Here is a 10,698-nt window from a genome sequence, read left to right as displayed (position 1 = left end):
CGCCTCCACCCCCGACACGCCGACTCCCGCGCCCATCCAGCCCGTACGCCCCGCGAAGCCGGTGGCCCCCCGCCCGGTCGTACGCCCCGCAGGGGTCCCCGACGAAGTGGTAGGCGCCCCCTGCCCTTCTTGCGGCACCCCCAACCCGCCCGGCCGTCGGTTCTGCCGACGTTGCGCGACCGCGCTGAACCCCGCCGCGAAGCCCGAACCGCTGCCGTGGTGGCGGACGGTGTGGCCGTTCCGCCGTCGGGTGCGGGCGGGTTCGGGCAGGGCGGTGCGGCTCCTGGTGATCCTGGCCGTGGTGGTGGCGCTGTGCGTCGGCGCTCTCCTGCTGCTCCCGGCCGGACGTGCCCTGTTCGAGGACACCCGGGACAAACTGGGCAAGCCCGCGCCCGTGACCCCGGTGGGCATCAGGGCGAGTGCCGAGGTCCCCGGGCACCCGGCGAGGAACACCACGGACGGACTGAACAACAGCTACTGGGGCGCGCCCGCGCCCGGCGCCTCGGTGACCTACACCTTCGGCAAGCCGTTCCGGATGGTCGACCTCCTCATCACCAACGGCCCGTCCACGAACCCGGAGGACTACCACAGCCAGGCACGCGCACTCCAGGTGGACCTGGAGGTGACGACGTCGGACGGCGATCGGCAGAACAAGCAGCTCACCCTCAGCGACAAACCAGGCGCCCAGACGATCCCCACCGGGATCAGCGACGTGAAGACGGTGCGCCTGACCCTGCGCTCACCCGTCGGCCTGACTTCGGGCCGCCGACTGGCCCTCGCGGAGGTGGAGTTCTTCCAGCGAAGCTGACTCGACGCCGGACCGCACCAGCTCCATCACCGGGCTGCCGTCGAACGCTTGACGGGCCGCGCCATGGGGGCTCATGGGCTATGTGCCCCCGACCACCGGATCCCGGAAGACCGCCTCGGGGTCCAGTCGCCCCTGCGCCGCATCAGCCTGCTCGCCGAGCCGACGACCACGGCTGTTCCGTGCTGACCTGGGCGAAGGCCAGGGCGTGGCCTACCCGTGCTCGGTCGCCTTCGCCGTAACTCCGCGCTGTTCCCCGCTCGATCTGGTGCGGCAGTGGTGCGCACCCTCGTCATCCCCGCCTTGGCGGCACCTACCGCTTCTGCGCCCTGTAACGCCTCATCAGCGCAGTAATCCGTGTGTGGTCCGCCTGACCGTTTATCTTGGCTACCAGATCGTCAGGGCACAATTCGTAGAGATCCCCCCACCATCGACGTCCTCGGTTGTCCCAGATCCGGTATCCACCGGGCACACCCCGGGCTACGTAGCGTCTCCTGCTCACAGTCCCCCTTCCCGCCGTGCTTCCGCATGCGCTCGCTGGCACGATGCTTCTGTGGTTGACCTGGAGCGCATCAAAGCGGAGAGCGTGGCGTACTTCCGATCTCTTGATGAGGGGGCCGCCCTGCGGCACCACTTCCGCCACGGTGACGAGGACGGCGGCTTGTGGTACTTCGAGGCCGTACCCGACCGCGGTGAGTTGATCGCCATCAAGCAGGCCGAGGTGACTCCGGCCGGCCGACTTCACCGGTACAGCTGGGAGCACCTGGAGGACGAGCATGGCTTCCTGACAGACCAGGCGCTCGACCCTGAAGAGGACCCGCTGGAAGCCATCCCGGCCGAAGAGTTCCAGCGAGTCTGGACTGAGTGAAGGGGTTGGACAACCACTTTTAGGAGCGAGGTTGGGTGACCGCACGTGTGACCTGGCGTTCCTTGCCGTGAGCTGACCGCCTGCCAACGTTCCCTTCGGCCCTCCAGTTCCCCGTGAGTCCCCGCCTGTTCTGGCACGAGAGTGGCACGGACGAGCCTGGGCCCGGCCTGGTCCATCGTGGTCGCTGATCGCCCTCGAACGGCCGACAGATGGCATGGTTTGTGGGGCCGTGGGCCCACCCGCATGATCGGCGGAGTCGCATGATGGGCTCGGATCACGCAGGACGGCTTATTGTCCGTGCGTGCAGATATTCGTCAGCGCGCTCTTTGGTGTGATCGCCCTGGTCAACTTGATACAGGTGGTTGTAGGACGTCAACTGGTCGGGCGGTCCCGGAGCCGACGCGTAGGCGGCGCGGTGCGCTGGGAGTCCGCTGCGACAGCCGTGGTGGGTGTGGGCGGCATGGTCATGGTCATGAGTAAGGGATGGGGCTTCGCCCTGATGTTCTTGGGCTTGGTGGCCCAGGAGCTTGTACGGCGGAGTGCCCGTCAGCAATGAGCGGCCACGAGACGGGCCGAGCTGTCCCACATGATCAGCGGAGTCTCCATGGTCGAGTTAAGGCGACGGGCGCCGGCCCGCAGTGAGGACGGAGCCCGTACAAGGTCAACGCTTTGTCAGGAGAATCATCGGGCTTGACTCCCCGCCTCAAGAACGGTCCGGGGATTCGCCGGTCGTGACGCTGGCGTCCACACTCCAACGTCTCAAGCGGTTCCGCGCGGTAGCGACCCGGTTCGACAAGCTCGCGGACCGCTACCAGGCCGGACTGTGCCTTGCCTCGCTGTTCCACCCACGCTCTGGCCGGCACTCGCGAACCGCGCCCCGTCCGTCTCAAGCCGCCACCGCTCAAAGTCCTTACGGCTCCCTGCCCCTCGATGCGAACTACGGGCGGGCGACGGTCACTGAGGTCTGCCCCGCCTGGTCAGACGGTCAGTCAGGACCGCTGACGGTTTGCTCCGGTCGCGATGGTTGCTGTACCTCGCGGCTGTACGGCAGTCAGGTGCGCGATGTACAACAACGCCATGACGACTCGACCGACACAGGCGATGTGGTGGGCTGAAATGGCGATCGGCCTTGCCGTGGCAGCCGCGACTTTCGCTGTGATCGCCTTTCTGACGTCATCGGTAGCCCGGGGCCGCCACGTAGTCCTGGAAGGCGGGGCTTCGGGTTGGCTGATCGCACTGGCCCTCGGCGTCGGCGTCTTCGTGAGCGGCCGGTTCCGGGCGTGGGGACTACGTCGCCAGGCGGTGTCTGGTACGCGGTCTTGAAAACCGTCGTTGCGCGAGTCACCGTGGGTTCAAATCCCACACCCACCGCAGATGGACGGCCCCTGACCAGGTGCATCGGTCAGGGGCTGTTCTCGTGAGCGTTGTCCGCCGGCGACTGTGGCTCCCCGCTGTTTCCCGACCGAACGGGCATGGAAGGGGCACGAGCAGGTCACTCCCACGCGCTCCTCAGGATCCCGGTGCCGCAGCTCTGACCGCTGTCCACATGGTCTTCCGGGAGTGGATCACGAGCTGACTGGGTGAATCGAGGGTCACAAGCTCGGTTGTGGTGCGCGCACTGCTCATTGGTTTGGACAACAAAGAACCCCCGGGTTGTCGACCGGGGGTTTCACATGGAGCGGGTGACGAGAATCGAACTCGCACTCTCAGCTTGGGAAGCTGATGTTCTACCACTAAACTACACCCGCGTAAGACGCCGGTTGGGCCGGTGTCGAATGCTCGCTCACTCTACCTCATGCCCGGCTTCCGACGTCGAAGCCGCGGAGCCCGCTCGCGTTTCGGAGGGTGGACGCGGCTGCGGGGGGCCGGAGTTGGGGCGTACGGTGGGGGCGTTGAAGTGGGTCCGGGCGGGGTCGGAGTGCCGCCTGGAGAGCCATCCCTTTCATCCCGTAATGTGGCTTTCGCGGTCAGGGCATCAGCCTGACGCAGCTCTTGGGGAAGGGACTCTGGGACTTGATGGAGCGCACCGTCGTCCGTTGTGCCGAGGGGCACGTGTTCAGCACCGCTTCGTTCCCGATGCAGCAGGCCGAGCGGCTCGGCCCCGGTCGGCTGCTCCGGTGTCCACGGTGTGCCCGGCTCCGCAGTGTGGTGCCGGTGGCCTTGGAGAAGGCAGTGACGGAGCAGTAGTGGCGCCGCGGCAACGGGCGCGGAGGTAAAAGGCGTCGTAGCGGCGGAGCGGTACGGGCGCGCGGTGTCGTCACGATTGTGGTGGCTCCGCGCGCCTTGCGTATCCTCAGGGCGTGCTTCTCTCAGACAAGGACATCCGGGCCGAGATCGACGCCGGGCGGGTCCGGATCGATCCCTACGACGAATCCATGGTGCAGCCGTCGAGCATCGACGTGCGCCTCGACCGCTACTTCCGGGTGTTCGAGAACCACCGCTACCCCCACATCGACCCCGCGGTCGAGCAGTCGGATCTCACGCGGCTCGTCGAGCCCGAGGGGGACGAGCCGTTCATCCTGCACCCCGGAGAGTTCGTCCTCGCCAGTACGTACGAGGTCATCTCGCTGCCCGACGACCTCGCGTCGCGGCTCGAGGGCAAGAGTTCCCTGGGACGGCTGGGGCTGGTCACCCACTCCACGGCGGGGTTCATCGACCCCGGGTTCTCCGGGCACGTCACCCTTGAGCTGTCCAACCTCGCGACCCTGCCGATCAAGCTGTGGCCGGGGATGAAGATCGGGCAGCTCTGCATGTTCCGGCTCAGCTCGCCCGCCGAGTTCCCGTACGGCAGCGACCGCTACGGCTCCCGGTACCAGGGCCAGCGCGGGCCGACCGCCTCGCGGTCCTTCCTGAACTTCCACCGCACCCAGGTCTGAGGCGATGAGCATGTCTCCCGCGCGCGAGAACCTCAGCTACGAAGGGTTCGGCGTCGCCGTACGCGAACTCGCTCAGACCATCGCCGACGACGGGTACGAGCCCGACATCGTGCTCTCCATCGCCCGGGGCGGCGTCTTCGTCGCGGGCGGGCTCGCCTACGCCCTCGACTGCAAGAACATCCATCTGGTGAACGTCGAGTTCTACACGGGGGTGGGGACGACGCTGGAGATGCCGGTCATGCTCGCCCCCGTCCCCAACGCGATCGACTTCTCCGACAAGAAGGTCCTGATCACCGACGACGTCGCCGACACGGGCAAGACGCTCAAGCTCGTGCACGACTTCTGCGTCGACGCCGTCGCCGAGGTCCGCAGCGCCGTGATCTACGAGAAGACCCAGTCGCTCGTGAAGTGCGAGTACGTCTGGAAGCGGACCGACGAGTGGATCAACTTCCCCTGGAGTGTTTTGCCTCCGGTACATAAGTCCGGCGAGGCGGCAAAGGAGAACACGGAAGCCCTCTGAGCTGCGGACATGGTGCAGCAGCGTCTCGCTGACGAAGATCAGGGCCCTCGGTGTGAGCCGGGGGTCCTGTTGCGTTACGGCTGCCTACAGTGTGATCCAGTAGCGGCGCTTGATGCCCTCGTCGGTGGTGCGGACGTCCTCCAGAACGCCGCCATTGCGCTCGATGGTGCGCGCCGATGCGACATTGTCGTCGTCGCATGTGATGAGGACGCGGTCCAGACCGAGCGCACGGGCTTCGGGGAGAACAGCCCCGAGAGCCCACGTGGCCAGGCCGCGCCTTCGGGCGGAGGGCCGGATGCTATATCCGATGTGCCCGCCGCTATGGAGCAGAAAGGCATTCAGGCGGTGCCGCAGATCGATGGCTCCCAGATAGCTGTCGCCCTCGACGATCCACCAGTGGGTGGCGTGGATCCACCCGTCCCTCAGGGCAACCGACCTGTCCGACTGCTGCCGCAGTCGCTCTACCCACGCCGAGAAGACGGCGGGGTCGTCGAGGTCAGCCTCGGGCATGAGGCCCAAGCCCGTACCGGCTTGGTGAGCGCCTGGAGACCACTCGTCACGCGCCGCGAGCCATGAGGGCTGAAGTCGACCGGTGGGTGGGACCAGTTCAGGCACGCGGGCGACGATAACACTCGCACACCCCAGGTGATCAGGCATTTTATGCCGGACCGTTGTCGCGACCGCGTCACACCCGATGACGCATGGTCATCCACGATTTCGTGCCCGTCCGCCGCTTTTGGTGTCAGTCGCCGATGTCAACTGCCGGATGGGGCTACGACAGGATGGCGACCGCATCGTCCAGCACGGGGGTGGGCTAGGCCTCGGGGGCTGCGGCGCTGGGCTCCCGGCGTTTCCTCATGAGGTGGAACAAGGTGCCTGCAAAGAATCCTGCGACGATGAGGAGAAAGATCGCGGTGACTCGCACGAATACGTTGGAGGCAGTCGCGGCTTGAACCAGCATGTTGATCCCAGCAACGACGCCGGCGACTCTGAACAGCCAGCGGGGCACGCGTTTCCCTCTCGTCTCCTTGCGCGCAGCCTACGACGCAGTGCCGCGCAGATGTCTCGTCTACCTCACCATGTGGGGCACGGTCTTGAAAACCGTCGTGGCAGCGGTGTCACTGTGGGTTCAAATCCCACTGCTGCTTCCCGACCGAACGGGCACAGGAGGGGCACGGGCACAGTCCCAGTTTGTACGGAGCCAAGCAGGTTACGACCGCCTGATCCGTCCCGCGGTCCCGTGTCCATCCGCGCGCAACAGTCGTTCCCTGGGCATGACCAAGATCTTCAGTCGAACCCTCGGAGTCGCGGCCGTCGTCGGCGCCTTCGCCCTTGCCGCTGCCGCACCCGCGTCGGCCGACCCCAACCCCAGCGGGGACGACATCAGAATCAGCCAGACTGCCAGCGGCAACGAAGGTGCCGACAGCGGAAACGATGGGTTTTTCAGCCACCACAGCAGCGGCAACGGCAACTCTGTCGCCAACAACATCGTCGACCCGTCGAACGGTGCCCTCATCAACACGGTGGAGCGGCTCGGAGGCTTCCTGGTGCCCTGAGCTAGGCCACCGGTCTTCTCCCTCTCCGCCGGGTGGGTCGTCCATCTGTACCGGTGGAGCCGACCGCCCCAGCCACGACGTGTTCTGACCTCATGCCGCCGGCCAACCCTCTCCGCCCGGCGGAGCGGAGCGCAGCCGGGGCTTGATCGAACCCGTACGGCGCTGACCGCCACCTGATTCGCTGATCACCTCCCCTCGACCTGACCGATCCTGACCGGTCGGGAGAACGTGAGAGGGGCTTCCCGGCTCAGTGCCGAGAAGCCCCTCTTTTGTGTGCGGGCGCCTGTGTGCGGGCGCCTGTGTGCGGGCCCGTGTGTGCGGGCCCCTGTGTACGGGAGGCGCCGAGGGCGTTAGAACGTGCCCAGTTTGATGATCGACAGGATGGCGATCAGCTGAATGGATGACGCGGCGAGTGCCTTGGGCCACGGGAGGTCGTGGGACTTGCCGACCATCAGGGTCAGCAGGGCGCCCGCGGCGACCCAGGTGAGCCAGCCCAGGAGCCTGACGAAGGACGCGTCGCCGCCGAAGAACATGGCGACGAGCAGCCGCGGGGTGTCCGTGATGGACATGATCAGCATGGAGAGGCCGACCGTGGGCTGCCAGGCGCCGTCGCCGCCGAGCTGGCGGGCCAGGGTGTGGGTGACCACGCCCAGGACGAACGTGCTGAGGACGAGGGCGACGGCGGTCGTCAGGACGATCGGGACGGCGTTGGAGAGCGTCGCGCTGATGGCGTCCTGGCGGGCGCCGTCGAAGCCGAAGACCGCCAGCAGGCCGTAGAGGAACGTCACGATCAGAGCCGGGGCCCACATCGTGTAGTCGCGCATCTGGAGGAAGGTCCGGTTGGGGGCCGTCACGATGCCCTTGAGCAGGTCCTTCCAGTGCAGCCGCGGACCGACCGGCGGCGCGGCCGCCTGGCCCGCCCGGTAGGTCTCGCCCTGGTTGTACGGGTCCTCGCCGATCGAGAAGGCCTGGGTGTGACCAGGGCTGTTCGCGGCGTACGGGTCCGGGCCCTGCTGCGGGTGACCGTCGCCGAAGTACTCCGGCTCGCCGTGTCCGCCGCCGTGTCCGCCGCCCTGGGGCCAGCCGCCCTGCTGTCCGCCGCGGTAGGGCTGACCGCCCTGCTGGCCGCCGTACGGCGGCTGTCCCCCGTACTGCGGCTGCGGCGGCGCGGGCGGATAGCCGTACGGCTGTTGCCCGCCTCCCTGGGGGGACCGCTGTCCGCGTCCCTGGGGTGCCTGCCCGTACGGCGGTTGTTGTTGCGGTCGCGCTTGCGGGGCACGGTTGTCCCGGCCGCCGCGTCCGATCCTGAATCCAGCCACGTTATCGAACGTACCTGGTCCCGAAGAGTGACGTGCCGGGCCCGGGGCAACGGGCCGGGCATTGGGTCCGAGCTGTGACATCCCCTAAGGGGCACTCCGGGCGGCCCCTACGGGGAGCGAATGTACGACCGAACGAGGGGCGACGGGACCCGGACCAGCAGGGGAGGGGGCACGCCGGGGCGAGTCGCACGTGGCGAGGGTGACGCATCTGCATGTGGGATTCCCCTGCGGCATGCGGGGATGCCCGGGCGCACATCCCCCGTCGATGCCACCGAGCCACGGCCGGGCAGGACGCACGCGTTCCGGGATACGGCGACACCCCCGCGCTCCGGAGAGCGCGGGGGTGTCGGTCGTACCGATCGGGTCAGGCCGGTCGGACGGCTGGGTCGGGCGGCTGGGTCTGCCGGGCCGGCCGGGGCCGGCTACTTCACCGGCTCGGGCTCCGGCTCGCTCTCGGACTCGGCCGCGCCCGCCGGGGGCTCTTCCTCGACCGGGGTCCTGACGGAGTCGAGGAGGAGCTGGGCGACGTCGACGACCTGGACGGACTCCTTGGCCTGGCCGTCGTTCTTCTTGCCGTTGACCGAGTCGGTCAGCATGACGAGGCAGAACGGGCAGGCGGTGGAGACGATGTCGGGGTTCAGCGACAGAGCCTCGTCGACACGCTCGTTGTTGATGCGCTTGCCGATCCGCTCCTCCATCCACATCCGCGCGCCACCGGCGCCGCAGCAGAAGCCGCGTTCCTTGTGGCGGTGCATCTCCTGCTGGCGCAGGCCCGGGACGGCGGACATGATCTCGCGCGGGGGCGTGTAGATCTTGTTGTGGCGGCCCAGGTAGCACGGGTCGTGGTAGGTGATGAGGCCCTCGACCGGGGTCACCGGGAGCAGCTTGCCCTCGTCGATGAGGTGCTGGAGCAGCTGGGTGTGGTGGATGACCTCGTAGTCGCCGCCGAGCTGCGGGTACTCGTTGCCGATCGTGTTGAGGCAGTGCGGGCAGGTGGCGACGATCTTCTTCGCCGACTTCGGCTTCTTGGTCGACTCGTCCTCGTCGTCCTCGCCGAACGCCATGTTCAGCGCCGCGACGTTCTCCATGCCGAGCTCCTGGAACAGGGGCTCGTTGCCGAGGCGGCGGGCGGAGTCACCGGTGCACTTCTCGTCGCCGCCCATGATCGCGAACTTGACGCCCGCCATGTGCAGCAGTTCGGCGAAGGCCTTCGTGGTCTTCTTCGCCCGGTCCTCCAGGGCGCCGGCGCAGCCGACCCAGTAGAGGTACTCGATCTCGCTGAGGTCCTCGATGTCGCGGCCGACGACGGGGATCTCGAAGTCGACCTCCTTGGTCCACTCCAGGCGCTGCTTCTTGGCCAGCCCCCAGGGGTTGCCCTTCTTCTCCAGGTTCTTGAGCATCGTGCCCGCCTCGGACGGGAACGCGCTCTCGATCATCACCTGGTAGCGGCGCATGTCGACGATGTGGTCGATGTGCTCGATGTCGACCGGGCACTGCTCGACGCAGGCGCCGCAGGTGGTGCAGGACCACAGGACGTCCGGGTCGATGACGCCGTTCTCCTCGGCGGTGCCGATGAGGGGGCGCTCGGCCTCGGCGAGGGCCGCCGCGGGAACGTCCTTGAGCTGCTCCTCGGACGCCTTCTCCTCGCCCTCCATGTTCTTGCCGCCGCCGGCCAGCAGGTACGGGGCCTTGGCGTGCGCGTGGTCGCGCAGCGACATGATGAGGAGCTTGGGGGAGAGCGGCTTGCCGGTGTTCCAGGCGGGGCACTGCGACTGGCAGCGGCCGCACTCGGTGCAGGTGGAGAAGTCGAGCAGGCCCTTCCAGGAGAACTGCTCGACCTGGGAGACGCCGAAGACGTCGTCCTCACCGGGGTCGGTGAAGTCGATGGCCTTGCCGCCGCTGGTCATCGGGAGCAGCTCGCCGAGGGCGGTCGCGCCCTTGGCGTCGCGCTTGAACCAGATGTTGGGGAAGGCGAGGAAGCGGTGCCAGGCGACACCCATGTTGGTGTTCAGGCCGACCGTGATCGCCCAGCCCATGGTGACGCCGAGCTTGATCATGGCGGTCAGGTAGACCAGGTTCTGCAGCGTTCCGTAGCTCAGGCCCTTGAAGGCGGCGACCAGGGGGTACGAGGCCCAGTACGCGGCCTCGTAGTGGTCGACACCGTGGATCGCGCCCTCCAGGCCGCGCAGGGTCATGATGGCGAAGCCGATGACGAGGATCACGGCCTCGACGAAGTACGCCTGGCCCGTCTTGGAGCCGGCGAAGCGCGACTTGCGGCCCGGCTTGGACGGCCGGTTGAGCTGCCGGACCGCGATCAGCACGATGATGCCGAGCGTCGTGAACAGCGCGATGAACTCGGTGTACAGCTCGTACGGCAGCCAGCCGCCGAGCACCGGCAGCGTCCAGTCGGCCTTGAAGAGCTGGCCGTAGGCCGTGACGATCGTCAGGCCCAGGGTCAGGAAGCCGACGGCCACGAACCAGTGCGCGACGCCGATGATCCCCCACCGGTTCATACGGGTGTGGCCGACGAATTCCTTGGCCAGCGTGACGCTGCGGGCCTTCCAGTCGTCGGTGCGGCTGCCGGCGGGTACGGCCTGGCCGAGCTTGATGAACCGGTAGATCTGCGCGACGGCCCGCGCGATCAGCGCTACGCCGACCACGGTCAGGACCAGCGACACAATGATCGCGGCGAGTTGCATTCGGGGGCTCCTCGGGCCTGCGAGGTGTTGCTTCGAGCGTGACCTCGAAGGTGAT

At 67.6% G+C, this 10,698-nt stretch carries 10 protein-coding genes, 3 tRNA genes and 1 pseudogene; 9 read left to right on the top strand and 5 right to left on the bottom strand.

The window, feature by feature from the left end; translation table 11 throughout:
• Window positions 1–274: 274 nt before the first annotated feature.
• The gene (locus ACIQRL_RS08155; RefSeq protein WP_401328668.1) at window positions 275–808 is read left to right on the top strand and encodes an NADase-type glycan-binding domain-containing protein; all 534 of its coding nucleotides are present in this window, start codon (window positions 275–277) and stop codon (window positions 806–808) included.
• 310 nt (window positions 809–1,118) lie between these two features.
• On the opposite strand, the gene ACIQRL_RS08150 is transcribed toward ACIQRL_RS08155, so the two are convergent.
• Window positions 1,119–1,307, bottom strand: a complete 189-nt coding sequence (locus ACIQRL_RS08150; protein WP_401328665.1) for a hypothetical protein — start codon at window positions 1,305–1,307, stop codon at window positions 1,119–1,121.
• A gap of 51 nt (window positions 1,308–1,358) precedes the next feature.
• Between ACIQRL_RS08150 and ACIQRL_RS08145 the strand changes: the two genes are divergently transcribed.
• From ACIQRL_RS08145 to ACIQRL_RS08130, 4 genes and pseudogenes are all read left to right on the top strand, one after another.
• Window positions 1,359–1,673, top strand: a complete 315-nt coding sequence (locus ACIQRL_RS08145; RefSeq protein WP_401328663.1) for a hypothetical protein — start codon at window positions 1,359–1,361, stop codon at window positions 1,671–1,673.
• A 301-nt stretch (window positions 1,674–1,974) separates the two neighbouring features.
• Window positions 1,975–2,229, top strand: coding sequence for a hypothetical protein (locus tag ACIQRL_RS08140; protein ID WP_401328660.1), 255 nt, complete (start codon window positions 1,975–1,977; stop codon window positions 2,227–2,229).
• Window positions 2,230–2,428: 199 nt separating this feature from the next.
• Window positions 2,429–2,512: pseudogene (locus ACIQRL_RS08135) on the top strand (IS5/IS1182 family transposase); the annotation flags it as partial.
• A gap of 460 nt (window positions 2,513–2,972) precedes the next feature.
• Window positions 2,973–3,046 (top strand) — tRNA-OTHER (locus ACIQRL_RS08130).
• A gap of 301 nt (window positions 3,047–3,347) precedes the next feature.
• On the opposite strand, the gene ACIQRL_RS08125 is transcribed toward ACIQRL_RS08130, so the two are convergent.
• Window positions 3,348–3,421: transfer RNA gene (locus ACIQRL_RS08125), tRNA-Gly, on the bottom strand.
• A gap of 552 nt (window positions 3,422–3,973) precedes the next feature.
• Between ACIQRL_RS08125 and dcd the strand changes: the two genes are divergently transcribed.
• Window positions 3,974–4,549 carry a dCTP deaminase gene (gene dcd / locus ACIQRL_RS08120; RefSeq protein ID WP_328554396.1) on the top strand — a complete coding sequence of 192 codons (576 nt, stop codon included), beginning with the start codon at window positions 3,974–3,976 and terminating at the stop codon, window positions 4,547–4,549.
• A 10-nt stretch (window positions 4,550–4,559) separates the two neighbouring features.
• Window positions 4,560–5,069: a phosphoribosyltransferase gene (locus ACIQRL_RS08115; protein WP_401329546.1), complete on the top strand. Its 510-nt coding sequence runs from the start codon at window positions 4,560–4,562 to the stop codon at window positions 5,067–5,069.
• 84 nt (window positions 5,070–5,153) lie between these two features.
• Here ACIQRL_RS08115 and ACIQRL_RS08110 read toward each other — a convergent pair whose 3' ends face one another.
• Window positions 5,154–5,579, bottom strand: a complete 426-nt coding sequence (locus ACIQRL_RS08110; RefSeq protein WP_401328657.1) for a GNAT family N-acetyltransferase — start codon at window positions 5,577–5,579, stop codon at window positions 5,154–5,156.
• 546 nt (window positions 5,580–6,125) lie between these two features.
• Between ACIQRL_RS08110 and ACIQRL_RS08105 the strand changes: the two genes are divergently transcribed.
• Together ACIQRL_RS08105 and ACIQRL_RS08100 are read left to right on the top strand one after the other, a co-directional pair.
• Window positions 6,126–6,216: transfer RNA gene (locus tag ACIQRL_RS08105), tRNA-Ser, on the top strand.
• Between the two features lie 127 nt (window positions 6,217–6,343).
• Window positions 6,344–6,625 carry a hypothetical protein gene (locus ACIQRL_RS08100; RefSeq protein WP_401328654.1) on the top strand — a complete coding sequence of 94 codons (282 nt, stop codon included), beginning with the start codon at window positions 6,344–6,346 and terminating at the stop codon, window positions 6,623–6,625.
• Between the two features lie 350 nt (window positions 6,626–6,975).
• Here the strand turns inward: ACIQRL_RS08100 and ACIQRL_RS08095 are convergent, their stop codons facing one another.
• Together ACIQRL_RS08095 and ACIQRL_RS08090 are read right to left on the bottom strand one after the other, a co-directional pair.
• Window positions 6,976–8,025, bottom strand: coding sequence for a Yip1 family protein (locus tag ACIQRL_RS08095; RefSeq protein WP_401328651.1), 1,050 nt, complete (start codon window positions 8,023–8,025; stop codon window positions 6,976–6,978).
• Window positions 8,026–8,366: 341 nt separating this feature from the next.
• Window positions 8,367–10,643, bottom strand: coding sequence for a (Fe-S)-binding protein (locus tag ACIQRL_RS08090; RefSeq protein ID WP_401328648.1), 2,277 nt, complete (start codon window positions 10,641–10,643; stop codon window positions 8,367–8,369).
• Window positions 10,644–10,698 lie beyond the last annotated feature (55 nt).

Source organism: Streptomyces sp. NPDC091209 (assembly GCF_044757755.1).
GTDB lineage: Bacteria > Actinomycetota > Actinomycetes > Streptomycetales > Streptomycetaceae > Streptomyces.
This window is presented reverse-complemented; position numbering and strand designations above follow the sequence as displayed.

What these genes read in the sequence shown, in the direction of transcription:
- ACIQRL_RS08110 (WP_401328657.1), bottom strand. Translation starts at nt 5,579, where the DNA reads ATGCCCGAGGCTGACCTCGACGACCCCGCCGTCTTCTCGGCGTGGGTA.
- ACIQRL_RS08095 (WP_401328651.1), bottom strand. Translation starts at nt 8,025, where the DNA reads ATGTCACAGCTCGGACCCAATGCCCGGCCCGTTGCCCCGGGCCCGGCA.
- ACIQRL_RS08115 (WP_401329546.1), top strand. Translation starts at nt 4,560, where the DNA reads ATGTCTCCCGCGCGCGAGAACCTCAGCTACGAAGGGTTCGGCGTCGCC.
- ACIQRL_RS08090 (WP_401328648.1), bottom strand. Translation starts at nt 10,643, where the DNA reads ATGCAACTCGCCGCGATCATTGTGTCGCTGGTCCTGACCGTGGTCGGC.
- ACIQRL_RS08100 (WP_401328654.1), top strand. Translation starts at nt 6,344, where the DNA reads ATGACCAAGATCTTCAGTCGAACCCTCGGAGTCGCGGCCGTCGTCGGC.